This window comes from Rhizobium mesoamericanum STM3625, from assembly GCF_000312665.1.
GTDB lineage: Bacteria > Pseudomonadota > Alphaproteobacteria > Rhizobiales > Rhizobiaceae > Rhizobium > Rhizobium mesoamericanum.
The window spans coordinates 1720753-1734329 of sequence record NZ_HF536772.1 but is presented as its reverse complement, the minus strand read 5'-3'; the positions used below and the strand labels follow the sequence as shown (position 1 = coordinate 1734329).

Here is a 13577-nt window from a genome sequence, read left to right as displayed (position 1 = left end):
TCTTTGCGCGAAGGCCATGTCAGACCACGATCATGCCCTGCTCATAGCAGCTTTTACGCAAAGGCAAATGGCAGATGTCAGAACTTTACCGTCGGGACGGCGCGATCCGCTTCGTTAGTGATTTCGAAATACTGACGCTTCTGGAAGCCGAACTGGCCAGCAACCAGATTGGACGGGAAGGTCTCGACTTTGACGTTCTGATCACGCGCGGCACCGTTGTAATAACGGCGGGCCATCTGGATTTCGCTTTCCATGGTCTCGAGCGAGGTCTGAAGCTCGCGGAAATTCTCGTTCGCCTTAAGGTCGGGATAGGCTTCGGCGAGCGCCAGCACCCGGCCAAGCGCCTGGCCGAGCAGGCCTTCCGCCTGGGCGCGGCCTGCGACGTCTCCGGGAGGAACCGATTGCGCCTTGTTGCGAAGGGCAACGACCTCTTCCAGCGTCGTCTTCTCGTGCGCGGCATAACCCTTGACCGTCTCGATCAGGTTGGGGATCAGGTCGGCGCGGCGCTTCAGCTGCACGTCAATGCCGGACCATGCTTCCTCAGCCATCTGCCGTGCACGAACGAGGCCGTTGTAAATAAAGACGGTATAAAGTGCGATGAGGATGATTAAGCCAAGAATAACATACATTCGCGAATCCCCCACAACGCCCGAAAATATGTCCGGAGACTATGCGGGTTGCGGCAGATTGTCATCCTGCATTTGCAGCCCTTTCAGCGCGATCAAATAGACTGCGCTATTGAGAATGACGATACTATCGTGGCGGACTGCCGCTCATCAAGCGGCAGTCTTTGCCAGGTTCACCCCGCCAGCATCAGTCAACAGGAAGGCCTCACCGCAGGCCTTGGCAAGCGTCCGCACCCGTAGAATGTAGCTCTGACGCTCGGTGACGGAGATGACGCCGCGAGCATCCAACAGATTGAAGACGTGGCTTGCCTTGATGCACTGGTCGTAGGCCGGGAAGACGCACTTGTGCAGCAGTTGGTTCGCATTGTCGCCCGGTGCGCCGGCAGCGAGAAGCGCCTGGCACTCCTTTTCCGCATCGATGAAGTGCCGATGCAGCATTTCCGTGTTGGCATATTCGAAGTTGTGGCGCGAATATTCCTGCTCAGCCTGCAGGAAGACGTCGCCGTAACTGATCTTTTCATCGCCTTCGCGGCCGTTGAAGTTTAGATCGTAAACGTTGTCGACGCCCTGGACGTACATCGCAAGGCGCTCCAGACCGTAGGTCAACTCGCCTGAAACAGGCGAGCACTCGATACCGCAGACCTGCTGGAAATAGGTGAACTGTGAGACTTCCATGCCGTCGCACCAGCATTCCCAGCCGAGACCCCAGGCGCCGAGCGTCGGGCTTTCCCAGTCGTCCTCGACGAAACGGATGTCGTGCAGCAGGGGATCGAGGCCGATGGCGGCCAGCGAGCCGAGATAGAGCTCCTGCAGGTTCGACGGGTTCGGTTTCAGGATAACCTGATATTGATAATAGTGCTGCAGGCGGTTCGGGTTTTCGCCGTAGCGGCCATCCGAAGGGCGGCGGGACGGTTGCACATAGGCAGCCTTCCACGGCTTGGGACCGAGCGCGCGCAAGGTTGTTGCCGGATGGAACGTTCCGGCACCGACCTCCATGTCGTAGGGCTGCAGCACCGCACAACCCTTATCCGCCCAATAGTTATGGAGCGTCAGGATCAGCGCCTGGAACGAACGCTTCGGATTCATGTGGTCGGGGATGTTCGTCATCGGTCGACTGCCATTCAATTGAACTGTTGGCGCGACTGGTGCCACGAACAGACCACAAGGGTCAAGACTCGTCGGCCCGATGTCGACCGCGGCAGGTTACCGAAGCGGATTGAGACTGTCAGATGCTTCTCAATGACCAACCGTCATCAGACCCTCGGAATAAAATCGCGCGCAATGCCCTTGAAGCGCTGCGGCGAGCATCGGCGCGTTATCGAACGCCGGTACAATACCTTGCGGCCAGCGCCGGCGCCGAAAGCTTCGTCAGATGATCGATTGCAAGTCCGTGAACGGACAGCGTCATGGCAACGGCTTGCCGGATCTCCGCTGCGCTTCTTCGGTCTCATCGCGGCCAATTTCGGGGGAACGATAGCCTGCAACGAGCACGACGATGTCGTCGCTTGTTTTCAATTTTGAGCGCGTCAACGACAGGGCTCGGACGGATCGTCAGGCTTTTTCCCCTTTTGCAACTTCCATCGCTCGCCCCATGATAGACATTGTCGAATGTATCTCATGACAATTGCAGGCGGCTAACAAGCTACTTATCCTCCTCCTTCTTCAGATGATATTCACCCGTGACCGGATCCTTGACCAGCGTGCCGATTGCCCCCGTCTGGCGCTCTTTCTCGGCACGGCGGGATCGTTCGGCGAGCCGCTGTGCATCGGCAATGAAGCGGCGGTAGAGAAGCCAGGCCCCGACCAGCAGCGCGATGATGATTATCAGTTGCGGCATGCTCCCAGCCTTCGCTTCCTCAGAGCCCGTACCGGCTCCACAATGCCTTCTCCTCGGCGGCCTCGACAAGCCCGGTCGCAAGACCGGCGCCGGCGCCTTCCAAGTTGGCCGACGATATACCGGGAATGCGCCTTCCGAAAAGACCGCGGGCGGGCATTACCAGCTCGAGCTTGGTTTTTGCCCCATAGCGTCGCTTCAATTCCTGGCGCATGTCGCCGAGGCCGTCGATCAGGCCTAACTCTAGACCACGCGTGCCGGTCCAGAAAAGGCCGGAGAAGACCACATCATCGCTCTTCAGCTTGCCCGCACGCCGTTCGCGAACCATGGAGATAAAGACCTGATGAATCTCCAGCTGCAGGGTCTTCAGATATTCAATGTCCCTTTCCTTCTCGGGCTGGAATGGATCAAGGATCACCTTGTTCTCCCCAGCTGTATAGACACGACGCTCCACGCCAATCTTCTTCAGCAATTCCGGAAAGCCGAAACCACCGGAGACGACGCCGATCGAGCCGACGATGGAGGTGGGATCGGCAATGATCTCATCGCCGGCGAGCGCAATCATGTAACCGCCGGAGGCCGCAACGTCCTCGACGAAGACGAGGACTTTCTTCTGCTTTTCGCGCGCAAGTTCGCGGATGCGGGTGAAGACAAGCCGCGACTGGACGGGAGAGCCGCCGGGAGAATTGAGTGAGATGGCAACCGCTGGCGCATCCTTGAAGCTAAAGGCTTTTTCGAGGACCTGCGCTGCGGAGGCAAGATTGAGTGTCGGCCTGAATTGGCTTCCGCCGCTCATGATCGGACCGTGCAGCCGAACGACGGGGATCACCACACCTTCCTTGCGGAAACGCTTCGGCAGCAACCTCTTCAAAAATCCGGCCATTTTCCATCCTTTGCGACAAGATCAGCGGAACGTCTTCCATGTATGCAACGCAGAGACAAACGCAATGGCTGACGCAGAAAACATCTGTCGGTACAATAGTTGTTGCGAATGACTTGCATTATCATTCTAATCAGACATACTGGTCGCACTGATCATAGGTGAACGCTGCATGGACATCGTAAATCCGAACACAAAGACCGGCTGGCGACATGAGCGCGAAGAGGCATCGCTTTCCGATGTCTACCGTTCCGTCCAGACGCACAAACAGGGGACACGCTGGCGCCGCATCGCCGCGTTCCTCGGGCCCGGCTATATGGTGGCCGTCGGTTATATGGACCCCGGCAACTGGGCGACTTCGCTCGCCGGCGGCTCGAAGTTCGGCTATGCGCTGTTGACCGTCGCCCTTTTGTCCAACCTTATGGCGATCGTTCTGCAATCGCTCTGTGCGCGGCTTGCGATCGCCTCCGGCCGCGACCTTGCCCAGGCTTGCCGTGACGCCTATCCGAAATACGTCTCCGTTCCGCTGTGGGCCTTTGCCGAAATCGCCATCATCGCGACCGATATTGCCGAAGTGATTGGCACGGCCATCGGCCTCAATCTGCTGTTCGGTATTCCTCTTGAACTCGGCGTCCTTATCACGTCGCTTGACGTATTCCTCATTCTCTATCTCCAGAAGATCGGCTTCCGCTGGGTGGAAGCCTTCGTGATTGCCCTACTCGGCATCATCGCGGTGTGCTTCGGCGTGCAGATTTTCCTTGCTGACCCCGAATGGGGCGCGGTCATCCGGGGCTTCTTCCCGACGGCCGAGATTGTTTCCAACCCCGAGATGCTCTATCTCGCCCTCGGCATCCTCGGCGCCACCGTGATGCCGCACAATCTCTATCTGCACTCCGGCATCGTCCAGACCCGCGCCTACGGCCATTCAGTGCCGGAGAAGCGCGAGGCGCTGACCTATGCGACGATCGACTCGACCATTGCGCTCTGCTTCGCGCTCTTGATCAACGCGTCGATCCTGATCTTGGCGGCTGCGGCCTTCCACGCCAACGGCAAGACGGATGTCGTGGAATTGGGCGAAGCATCCTCGCTTCTCTCGCCGTTGCTCGGCCTTGCAATCGCCCCGACGCTTTTTGGCATCGCACTCCTCTGCTGCGGCCTGAATTCAACGGTAACCGCGACGCTTGCCGGCCAGATCGTCATGGAAGGCTTCCTGAAGATCAGGCTGCAGCCGTGGGTGCGTCGCCTGATCACCCGTGCGATCGCCATCATTCCGGCCGCCTTCGTCACCATCTGGTATGGCGACCAGGGGACGGCGGAACTGCTGATCCTGACGCAGGTCGTACTCAGCCTCCAGCTCTCCTTCGCCGTCTTCCCGCTCGTTATGTTCACCGCAAGCAAGGCGAAGATGGGCGCGCTGGTCGCTCCGCGCTGGCTGACCGCAACCGCCTACTTGATTGCGGTCCTGATCGCCGGCCTGAATGTCAAGCTGCTGTTCGATTTTGTTGCAGGCTAGCGCCTGGTATAGGCCGCCCGGCCATTGTTGAGGTCGTCAACGAAGGGGGAGAATTTGTGCGTCCCCTCCTCGTGCATGATGAGTGGCGCGCGCAGCGAAAGCCGCGCGCGCGAGCCTTTTATGGCCGTGACGAGGATGCGGACGGCGTTCTCGCCCTCGCGAGGATGGATCGCGGTGACTTCGATGCCGCCGAACCGGCGTCCGCAGGCATCGATGATTTCGGCAATCGATTCCGGCCTCGCGATCAGGGATAATTGCCCGCCGGGGATCATGATTGCCCCGGCCGTGCGCACCCAGCTTTCGAACAGCCCATCCGTCATAGCGTGTGCTTCGGCCTTCAAAGTGTCAGGCGTCCGGCGATCGCCGGCATCGTTGAACGGCGGGTTCATGATCACATGATGGAAACTCTCATCGATTAGACCTGCTTCATTTCGCGCTTTCGCCTTCAGCGTCACATCCGCCTCGATGACTGAAACGCGGCTTGCGATATGTGCATTTTCAGGCAGGAGTATGCTGCGGCGCGCATAGTCGGCCATTTCACCCGAGCGCTCGAAGAGCATAACCTCGGCAGCCGGCAGCCGCGACGCGACGGCAAGGCCTGCCGCACCTGCACCGGCACCGAGATCCGCCACCTTGATCGGACGATCATCGGCAACGAGTGCCGCAAGCAGCATTGCATCCATGCCGGAGCGATGCCCCCTGCCCTTCGGCTGCACAACATGGAACTGTCCCCGGTGAAAGGCGTCGATCGTCTCGGCAACATCTCCCGTCATTTCAGGCTCACTTTTGAGCGCGCAGTTCGTCGCCGAGGCCGGCATCCACAAGAATGCGCCGCGCCCGGTCCGCTGCTTCGTCATCGACGAGGAGGCGGCGCGGCAGCATGCCGAGAGACCCTTCCAAAATGCTCATGCCCTGATCAGCGATGAAGCAGCGGATTCCCGCATCCTTGAGCAGACTCTCAGCATAAGAGAGCAATACGGGATCGTTGGCGCGAATAAGTTCATGCATTTGCCGGAAAATCCCTTTCAAATTTGCGCGACGCGACAATTCACCCCTTGCCGCGCCAATCGCCCCTTTCTATTGTCGAACTCGATAATTTAACAGGAGTCCGGGTCGTTGGGCGTGGTCATACCGCTTGAAGAAAGCAAAAACAAACTGGCATCCGTCAAGCCGCTGGTCGATTTGACCAAGGCGGATATGCAGCGGGTGAACCAGCTTATTCTCTCCAAGGCCGGTTCCGACGTCCAGATGATCCCCGAGGTGGCCAACCATCTTATCTCGTCTGGTGGCAAACGTCTTCGTCCGATGCTGACGTTGGCGTCGGCATCGCTGTTCGGCTACAAGGGCGAGAACCACATCAAGCTCGCGACCTCGGTTGAGTTCATGCACACGGCAACGCTGCTGCATGACGACGTCGTCGATGAGAGCGACCTTCGCCGCGGCAAGTCCACCGCGCGTATGATCTGGGGCAACCAGGCAAGTGTGCTTGTCGGCGACTTCCTGCTCGGTCAGGCGTTCCGCATGATGGTCGATGTTGGCTCGCTCGATGCGCTCGACGTTCTCTCGTCGGCGGCTTGCGTGATCGCCGAAGGCGAAGTGTTGCAGCTCTCCGTCGCCAAGAACATGGAAACCACGGAAGACGACTACCTCGCAGTCATCCGCGCGAAGACGGCGGCTCTGTTTGCCGCAGCTGCCGAAGTCGGGCCGATCGTCGCCGATGCCGGCAAATCCGGCCGCAACGCGCTGAAGTCCTATGGCATGAACCTCGGCCTTGCCTTCCAGCTTGTCGACGACGCGCTGGACTACGGCGGTAAGGCGGCCGATCTCGGCAAGAATGTCGGCGACGACTTCCGTGAGGGAAAGATCACACTTCCGGTCATCTTGGCCTATCGCCGCGGGACCGAGGAAGAACGTGCCTTCTGGCGGGAGGCCATCGAAGGCGGCGAGAGCAGCGACCAGCATCTCGAAAAGGCACTTGGGCTTATTACCAAGTACGGCACGCTAAACGACACCATTGCCCGCGCGGTTCACTACGGCACGATCGCACGCGACGCGCTCGCGCCCCTTCCCGACACGGCATGGAAATCGGCCCTGATGGAAGTCATCGACTTCTGCATCGAGCGCGTCAACTAATCGACGGTCACTGATCGCGGACTGATTTTATTGCAGGACCGCTTCAAAAAAGCCATCCTGTTGTGAGTCAGTCATTTCAACTGATTTGCAGTCGGACGAGGCCGGCTGCCCCGACAAGAGAGGTTTTCTAATGCGGCAAAAACTTGCCATCCGTCTTCTTTCGAGCGCAGCCATGGCAGCGGTCATATCGCTGGCAGCGCTCGGCGGCGTGAATGCCGAAGAGACGGCCAAGAAGGACGATGCCGCCACGGTGATCTTCGATCCGGATAGCGTCACGAGCTTCTCCGGCGCTTTTTTGGCTGCCCGGACTGCCGATGTCGATCATGACTACCAGACGGCGATTGAGCTCTACAAGAAGGCGTTACAGATCGAGCCGGGCAATCCGGAAATCCGTCAGCGTCTGATGATTTCGCTGCTTCTGAATGGCGACATCAAGGACGGCGTGAAATACGCCAACGACCTGAAGGGCGATCCGACGGTCGAGCGCATCACGACCATCGTGCGGAGCATGGATGCCATTCGCCGCGGCGAATACAAGACGGCTGAGTCGCTGCTGAAATATACCGGGCCGAACGATCTCGACCGGATGATGAACGATCTGCTCGCCGCTTGGGCTCGCGTCGGCGCCGGGCGCGGCAAGGATGCACTTGCCACGATCCAGAAGATGAGGGGACCGGATTGGGTCGGCATCTTCAAGTCCTACAATGCCGGGGCTATTGCGATCGTGAATGGCGACGTGAGGGCCGCTCGCCAGAACCTCAACGACGCCGTGCTCGACAAGGATGGCGGTGCGACCGCCCCTGATACCTTCATGCGCGCCGTCATGGCTCTCGCCCGGCTGGAAGCTTCGCAGGGGAACAAGCAAAAGGCGCTCGACGCGATTTCCGTCGGCGATAACCTGCTGCCGAACTACGCGCCGCTCAATGCACTGCGACAGAGCATCGAAAGCGGAGAAAAGCAGGAACAGCAGATCCAGACGGCCAAGCAGGGCGCTGCTGGCGTACTCTTCTCCATAGGTGGCGCGCTGAATCGCGACGGCGCCGAGGATATCGTTTCGCTCTACCTGCAGACCGCCAAGACGCTCGATCCGGATAGCGCCGATACGCTCGTCATGCTCGGTGGCATTGCCGAGAAGCAGGAACAGATGGACCGCGCGATCGCGCTCTACAAGCAGGTGCCCGAAAACTCCCCGATGCGCCGCATCTCCGAGCTGCAGCTCGGCCTCGCGCTTGCGCAGGGCGGGAAGGTGGAAGAGGCCCGCAAGCACCTTCAAAGCCTGATCTCCTCAGATCCTAAGGATATCCGCAGCTATCTCGCCTATGGCAGCGTGTTGTCGGATGCGAAAGATTACGCCGCCATGGCCGACAACTATGACAAGGCCGTCGAAGTCATTGGCCCGCTACCAGGCAAGGGCGCATGGACAGTGTTTTTCCAGCGCGGCATCGCCTATGAGCGCTTGAAGAAATGGGACCAGGCTGAACCGAATTTCCGCAAGGCGCTGGAACTCAACCCTGACCAGCCACAGGTTCTCAACTACCTCGGCTACTCCTGGATCGACATGAACCGGAACCTCGACGAGGGACTGGCAATGATCAAGAAGGCGGTCGATCTGCGCCCGGACGATGGCTACATCATCGACTCTCTCGGCTGGGCTTATTTCCGGCTGAACCGTTTCGATGATGCGGTCAGGGAATTGGAAAAGGCTGCACAGATAAAGGCCGGAGACGCGACGATCAATGACCATCTCGGCGACGCTTACTGGCGTGTTGGGCGCAAGCTTGAGGCCGTCTACCAATGGAACCGGGCGCTCGGCTCCGACCCCGAGGCCTCCGAGATCCCGAAGATCAAGGAGAAGATCGCCAACGGCTTGCCGCAGGATACAGACATCTCCAAGGCCGCTGACAAGAAGCAGCCGGATCCGGCACCAGTCGAACCGAAGCCCACTGACAAGAAGTCCTGATAGGCGATGGCCGCAGCGAGTATGCGCGATGACTTGATCGTCATCGAGAAGGCTCCAGCAAAAATCAACCTGGCCCTGCATGTGACGGGCCAGAGATCGGACGGCTACCATCTGCTCGATATGCTGGTAACCTTCACCCGGCATGGCGACCGGTTGGAATTTATGCCCGCCAAGATGGACGAGTTCGTGATGTCGGGTCGTTTCGCGGGGGCGCTTGGCGACAGCCTCGACGACAATCTTGTGCTCAAGGCCCGAGAGTTTCTCCGCGAGGCGATCACTCGTGAGGGCGGCTCTGCTCCCGCCGTTCGCATTCATCTCCAGAAGACCCTTCCGATTGCCGCTGGAATCGGCGGCGGGTCGGCCGACGCTGCAGCCACGCTTCGCGGCCTGTTGCGGCTCTGGAACGTGCCTCTACCCTGGGTAACGATCGAGGCGATCGCACTTCGGCTTGGCGCCGACGTACCGATGTGCCTGGCGAGCAGACCGCTGATCGCCCATGGTATCGGCGAGCAGATCACGCCGATCGACGACATGCCGGCCTTTGCAATGGTGCTGGCAAACCCGTTGAAAGGCGTATCGACACCCGAGGTTTTTCGAGGACTGACGAATAAGACCAATCCTCCGCTCGACGTGAACCCGCGCTCGGCATGGCTCGATACGCTAGGGTCGACGCGCAATGACCTTGAGCCGGTGGCTCGAGGCCTGCTGCCTGAAATTGCCGAGATCTCGGCGATGCTCAATGATCAGGGTGCCTCCTTCGTCCGCATGTCTGGTTCCGGCGCGACCTGCTACGGCATCTTCGATACGCTGACAGCGGCTGAAGAGGCGGCCACCGCGCTTCGCAGCGAACGGCCGGACTGGTATTTCGAAGCAACGGAAACGACGGTTGGAGGTCGCGATGCCGGGACTAGATGAAACGCGTGCCTTCATTCCTGTCGGCATTGCCGTGCTGACGGTCTCGGATACACGGACGCTCGCTGATGACCGTTCTGGCGATACGTTGGTTTCCAGGATCACGGATGCGGGCCACCGGCTGGTCGACCGCGCGATCGTCCCCGACGACCGGCAGGCCATAGCTTCGTGTGTCAAGGCCTGGACCGAACGCGACGACGTCGACGTCGTCATCACCACCGGGGGAACCGGCTTTACCGGGCGTGACGTTACGCCGGAAGCTCTAGAGCCACTGTTCGAGAAGAAGATGGATGGCTTTTCGGCGGTCTTCCACCGCATCTCCTACGAGAAGATCGGCACTTCGACGATCCAGTCCCGTGCAACGGCGGGCGTTGCCAACGCGACCTTTATTTTCGCGCTTCCGGGCTCCCCGGGCGCCTGCAAGGACGCCTGGGACGGCATTCTGAAATGCCAGCTCGACTACCGCCAGATGCCCTGCAATTTCGTGGAGATCATGCCGCGCCTCGATGAGCATCTGAAGCGCGGCGCCGGCAAGTGAAGGATGCTCCGGCAGATGGCCTGCCGCTCTATGCACCGATGCCCGGCATAGCTGGCATCGACTCCCAGCTATCACCCGACAGCAGGATACAGCTGACGCCGTGAACATCAGTGACGAGCAGCGTCCAGGTGCCGCTCTGCGCGGCATAGACCTCAAGCATGACGTTCTGGTTGATCAATCCGACTGCCGTCAGCCTCTCGGCAAAGTTCTTGTCGAGGAAATTGACGACCTCAGACCGGGCTGCGCAACTGCGCATCATCTGTGATGCTGCCGAATGCGGATGCGCGATCATTGATGTCGTCAATATGACGGCCAAGAAAAGGCTGCGGATCATATTGCGTTTCATGACGCACCTCCTTGCCGGAAACCGGCGGAAGAGGAGACTTCCGCTGACCTATTCTGCCGTCTGCCGGCATTTAATGGTCGACCGTCACGAAGCGAGGCGAGGCGCTCGGGCGGCGCCATACTGAAATTATAGCGCAAAATTGTATCGGGCGCACCTTTTGCAGGAAAGCCATGGAAACAGCGCGCGCTGCTATCGTGCCGCGCGTGCGACCCAAGATGGGATCAGTTCGCTGGAAAGCTTACGCAGCTTCTGCCCTTTCGCGAACTCGGTGAGGCGCATGCCGCTTCTTGCGGCAGCCAATGCCTGCTTCTTGGGGAGGAGAAGCCCAAGCTCCAGCGGTGAGGAGGCCCGGCCGATACGCTGCAGGAAAGGACGTCGATATCCCCGCGAGGCGGTGAAGCGCGCCGGCAGCTTGTTCAGAGCCGTGTACTCGGCAATCTCGTCGATCCAGCCGGTCTGCGGCCGCGCTCCCGGCTCGACAAAAAGCAGCCACTCACCGCGCGCCGAGCGTACGATGTCCTTGATATCCCATTGCGAATGAAAGCGGCAGCCGGCGGCGTCGGCCACCCTCGACGTCCCATCCCGCGAGTCGTGGTCCAGCACCACGACGTCACTGACAAGCCCCTCCACCGCGCCTGCAACCAACACAGATAATGTCTGCGCCAGCTCAGGCTCCTGATCCTGGCATTCAAGTACAACAGTCAACATTGCCTATTCATAGAGCTCCGCACAAACATTTGCCAGTGGCACTTTCCTCATTTTGTTCTTGCATTGTTCTCATTTTGTCGATAGGAATTTAATCACTATAACGGCGGGAAGCAAAGCTTCCGCCAGCGGAGAATCCGATGAACGAGCAGTCCCTTGCAGGGCAGGCCGCATTTGCGCCTGCCAACACGGCAGATGTTGCCGATGCGATGATCGTATCTGCCGGCCTGCGGATCGACGTGGACCGTCGCCGGGGGCGCGCGGCGGGGCTCAATCCCACCGCGCGTTTCGAGCCTATACGCCGCGAGGCGTTCGATGATGGCTGGCAGAACCTTGAGGATCTGCCGCCGTTCAAGACCGAGGTGCAGATCGAAAAGCCGCGAACGGCCATCACCCGCAACGAGTCTCCTGACATTCCCTTCGACCGCTCGATCAACCCCTATCGCGGCTGCGAGCACGGCTGCATCTACTGCTTTGCGCGGCCGACGCATGCCTATATGGGCCTTTCCGCCGGTCTCGACTTCGAGGCCAAACTCTTCGCCAAGACGGATGCTGCGAAGCTCCTAGAGCGCGAATTGGCCAAGCCCGGCTATAAACCACGCGTCATCGCGATCGGAACCAACACAGATCCCTATCAGCCGATCGAGAAGGAATGGCGCATCATGCGGCAGGTTCTCGAGGTGCTGGAAAAGGCAAACCATCCGGTTTCGATTGTAACCAAGTCGGCGATGATCATACGCGACCTCGACATTCTCTCGACGATGGCGCAGAGGAACCTTGTGCGTGTCTCGCTGTCGGTGACTACGCTCGACCGAAAGTTGGCGCGGACAATGGAACCCCGCGCCTCGACGCCAACGCGCCGGCTTGAGGCCATCCGCGCGCTCTCCGAGGCAGGAATCCAGACATCTGTGATGGCTGCGCCAATGATTCCGGCACTCAACGACCACGAACTGGAGCGCATTCTGGACTCGGCGCACGCTGCTGGCGCGACGGAGGCTGGTTATGTGCTCCTGCGCCTGCCGCTCGAAGTGTCGCCTCTGTTTCGCGACTGGTTGCTGCAAAATTATCCCGACCGCTATCGCCATGTCATGTCGCTGGTTCGCTCGATGCGCGGCGGCAAGGACTACGATGCGGAGTTCGGCAAGCGTATGAAAGGTGCCGGACCCTATGCTTGGCAGATTGCACGCCGTTTTGAGATGGCAACGAAACGACTCGGTATGACCCGCCGCAGCATGCCGTTGCGGGATGATCTTTTCGTTCCGCCCGATGGCAGTGGCGTGCAGCTTTCGCTGCTTTGATATTTGAGCTTCGCGGATGGTCGCCCTGCCCTTCCGCGATCAAGTCCTCGGCCCGCCGCCCTGATCCGGGGACTTGCAGGAAATCGGGTTGACGTGCGAGGGTCAGCCGCATGAAACCTCGCACGTCACCCGATTCTCCTATGCTTTTCGAAGATGTCCCCGTCGTGCCGGATTTCCGGCTCGAGCTGAAGGCGCGCAAGGCCGGTCATTGGCCGGTTGCCGGCGCCGATGAAGCGGGGAGGGGGCCGCTGGCCGGTCCAGTGGTGGCAGCCGCCGTCATTCTCGACCCCAAGCGCATTCCGAATGGCCTGAACGATTCGAAGCAGCTTACGGCGCAGAAACGCGAGGAGCTTTTTACGCAGATCCTCGCGAGCGCGACGGTGTCGATCGCCTCCTCAAGCTCGACGCGCATCGACGAGACGGATATCCGCAAGGCGAGCCTGGATGCGATGCGACGCGCCATCTGCGGCTTGTCGATCCCTGCAGGTTATGTGCTGACGGACGGGCTCGATGTGCCCCCTGGTCTTGCGTGTCCTGGCCAGGCAGTCGTTAAGGGCGATGCGCGTTCCGTGTCCATCGCCGCCGCCTCTATCGTCGCCAAGGTGACGCGCGACCGCATGATGGCGCGCGCCGATAGTATTTTCCCTGCGTATGGCTTTGCCGCCCATGTGGGTTATGGTACCCCGCAGCACCGTGCCGGCATTGAGAAGCACGGTCCGTGCTCGCTACACCGGATGTCCTTCAGCCCGCTGAAGAAGGTGCAGGGCGTCGAAATCGATATCGAAATTGGCATCGGCATCGGCATCGACAATCCTGTTCGTCGATGACGACT

General features: G+C 59.9%; 15 protein-coding genes. 7 read left to right on the top strand and 8 right to left on the bottom strand.

Features of this window, described 5'->3' with window-relative positions; translation table 11 throughout:
* Nucleotides 1–77: 77 nt before the first annotated feature.
* From BN77_RS08425 to BN77_RS08405, 4 genes are all read right to left on the bottom strand, one after another.
* A complete protein-coding gene (locus tag BN77_RS08425; RefSeq protein WP_007530508.1) occupies nt 78–629 on the bottom strand; it encodes a LemA family protein in 552 nt (183 codons plus the stop codon).
* A 147-nt stretch (nt 630–776) separates the two neighbouring features.
* Nucleotides 777–1733 carry a glycine--tRNA ligase subunit alpha gene (locus BN77_RS08420; RefSeq protein WP_007530506.1) on the bottom strand — a complete coding sequence of 319 codons (957 nt, stop codon included), beginning with the start codon at nt 1731–1733 and terminating at the stop codon, nt 777–779.
* 535 nt (nt 1734–2268) lie between these two features.
* Complete coding sequence (locus tag BN77_RS08410) at nt 2269–2463, bottom strand: hypothetical protein (RefSeq protein WP_007530505.1); 195 nt, start codon at nt 2461–2463, stop codon at nt 2269–2271.
* Between the two features lie 19 nt (nt 2464–2482).
* Nucleotides 2483–3343, bottom strand: coding sequence for a S49 family peptidase (locus tag BN77_RS08405; RefSeq protein WP_007530502.1), 861 nt, complete (start codon nt 3341–3343; stop codon nt 2483–2485).
* Nucleotides 3344–3512: 169 nt separating this feature from the next.
* Between BN77_RS08405 and BN77_RS08400 the strand changes: the two genes are divergently transcribed.
* Nucleotides 3513–4853 carry an Nramp family divalent metal transporter gene (locus BN77_RS08400; RefSeq protein WP_007530500.1) on the top strand — a complete coding sequence of 447 codons (1341 nt, stop codon included), beginning with the start codon at nt 3513–3515 and terminating at the stop codon, nt 4851–4853.
* Here the strand turns inward: BN77_RS08400 and BN77_RS08395 are convergent.
* Nucleotides 4850–5626 (bottom strand): tRNA1(Val) (adenine(37)-N6)-methyltransferase, encoded by a 777-nt coding sequence (locus BN77_RS08395; RefSeq protein WP_007530498.1) that lies wholly within the window; start codon nt 5624–5626, stop codon nt 4850–4852. The genes BN77_RS08400 and BN77_RS08395 overlap by 4 nt on opposite strands.
* A 7-nt stretch (nt 5627–5633) precedes the next feature.
* Nucleotides 5634–5861, bottom strand: a complete 228-nt coding sequence (locus BN77_RS08390; protein ID WP_007530496.1) for a putative signal transducing protein — start codon at nt 5859–5861, stop codon at nt 5634–5636.
* Nucleotides 5862–5969: 108 nt separating this feature from the next.
* On the opposite strand from BN77_RS08390, the gene BN77_RS08385 reads away from it, so the two are divergent.
* From BN77_RS08385 to moaB, 4 genes are all read left to right on the top strand, one after another.
* Nucleotides 5970–6986 carry a polyprenyl synthetase family protein gene (locus BN77_RS08385; protein WP_007530494.1) on the top strand — a complete coding sequence of 339 codons (1017 nt, stop codon included), beginning with the start codon at nt 5970–5972 and terminating at the stop codon, nt 6984–6986.
* Nucleotides 6987–7116: 130 nt separating this feature from the next.
* Nucleotides 7117–8946 (top strand): tetratricopeptide repeat protein, encoded by a 1830-nt coding sequence (locus tag BN77_RS08380; protein ID WP_007530492.1) that lies wholly within the window; start codon nt 7117–7119, stop codon nt 8944–8946.
* A 6-nt stretch (nt 8947–8952) separates the two neighbouring features.
* Nucleotides 8953–9861: a 4-(cytidine 5'-diphospho)-2-C-methyl-D-erythritol kinase gene (locus tag BN77_RS08375; protein ID WP_007530491.1), complete on the top strand. Its 909-nt coding sequence runs from the start codon at nt 8953–8955 to the stop codon at nt 9859–9861.
* A complete protein-coding gene (moaB, locus tag BN77_RS08370) occupies nt 9845–10396 on the top strand; it encodes a molybdenum cofactor biosynthesis protein B (protein ID WP_040676912.1) in 552 nt (183 codons plus the stop codon). Before BN77_RS08375 ends, moaB begins: the two co-directional genes overlap by 17 nt.
* A gap of 28 nt (nt 10397–10424) precedes the next feature.
* On the opposite strand, the gene BN77_RS08365 is transcribed toward moaB, so the two are convergent.
* Both BN77_RS08365 and BN77_RS08360 read right to left on the bottom strand, forming a co-directional pair.
* Nucleotides 10425–10742: a hypothetical protein gene (locus BN77_RS08365; RefSeq protein WP_007530489.1), complete on the bottom strand. Its 318-nt coding sequence runs from the start codon at nt 10740–10742 to the stop codon at nt 10425–10427.
* Between the two features lie 189 nt (nt 10743–10931).
* On the bottom strand, nt 10932–11450 hold the full coding sequence (locus BN77_RS08360; RefSeq protein WP_007530488.1) for a hypothetical protein: 519 nt from the start codon (nt 11448–11450) through the stop codon (nt 10932–10934).
* 137 nt (nt 11451–11587) lie between these two features.
* Here BN77_RS08360 and BN77_RS08355 point away from each other — a divergent pair, with 137 nt between their 5' ends.
* Together BN77_RS08355 and BN77_RS08350 are read left to right on the top strand one after the other, a co-directional pair.
* Nucleotides 11588–12745 carry a PA0069 family radical SAM protein gene (locus BN77_RS08355; RefSeq protein ID WP_007530487.1) on the top strand — a complete coding sequence of 386 codons (1158 nt, stop codon included), beginning with the start codon at nt 11588–11590 and terminating at the stop codon, nt 12743–12745.
* Between the two features lie 110 nt (nt 12746–12855).
* The gene (locus BN77_RS08350; protein WP_051177106.1) at nt 12856–13572 is read left to right on the top strand and encodes a ribonuclease HII; all 717 of its coding nucleotides are present in this window, start codon (nt 12856–12858) and stop codon (nt 13570–13572) included.
* Nucleotides 13573–13577 lie beyond the last annotated feature (5 nt).

Bases quoted from the DNA above. Each gene is read 5' to 3' on its own strand.
- BN77_RS08375 (WP_007530491.1), top strand. From the start codon at position 8,953: ATGGCCGCAGCGAGTATGCGCGATGACTTGATCGTCATCGAGAAGGCT.
- BN77_RS08410 (WP_007530505.1), bottom strand. From the start codon at position 2,463: ATGCCGCAACTGATAATCATCATCGCGCTGCTGGTCGGGGCCTGGCTT.
- BN77_RS08365 (WP_007530489.1), bottom strand. From the start codon at position 10,742: ATGAAACGCAATATGATCCGCAGCCTTTTCTTGGCCGTCATATTGACG.
- BN77_RS08405 (WP_007530502.1), bottom strand. From the start codon at position 3,343: ATGGCCGGATTTTTGAAGAGGTTGCTGCCGAAGCGTTTCCGCAAGGAA.
- BN77_RS08360 (WP_007530488.1), bottom strand. From the start codon at position 11,450: ATGTTGACTGTTGTACTTGAATGCCAGGATCAGGAGCCTGAGCTGGCG.
- BN77_RS08355 (WP_007530487.1), top strand. From the start codon at position 11,588: ATGAACGAGCAGTCCCTTGCAGGGCAGGCCGCATTTGCGCCTGCCAAC.
- BN77_RS08400 (WP_007530500.1), top strand. From the start codon at position 3,513: ATGGACATCGTAAATCCGAACACAAAGACCGGCTGGCGACATGAGCGC.
- BN77_RS08395 (WP_007530498.1), bottom strand. From the start codon at position 5,626: ATGACGGGAGATGTTGCCGAGACGATCGACGCCTTTCACCGGGGACAG.
- BN77_RS08380 (WP_007530492.1), top strand. From the start codon at position 7,117: ATGCGGCAAAAACTTGCCATCCGTCTTCTTTCGAGCGCAGCCATGGCA.
- BN77_RS08420 (WP_007530506.1), bottom strand. From the start codon at position 1,733: ATGACGAACATCCCCGACCACATGAATCCGAAGCGTTCGTTCCAGGCG.
- BN77_RS08425 (WP_007530508.1), bottom strand. From the start codon at position 629: ATGTATGTTATTCTTGGCTTAATCATCCTCATCGCACTTTATACCGTC.
- BN77_RS08390 (WP_007530496.1), bottom strand. From the start codon at position 5,861: ATGCATGAACTTATTCGCGCCAACGATCCCGTATTGCTCTCTTATGCT.
- BN77_RS08350 (WP_051177106.1), top strand. From the start codon at position 12,856: ATGAAACCTCGCACGTCACCCGATTCTCCTATGCTTTTCGAAGATGTC.
- moaB (WP_040676912.1), top strand. From the start codon at position 9,845: ATGCCGGGACTAGATGAAACGCGTGCCTTCATTCCTGTCGGCATTGCC.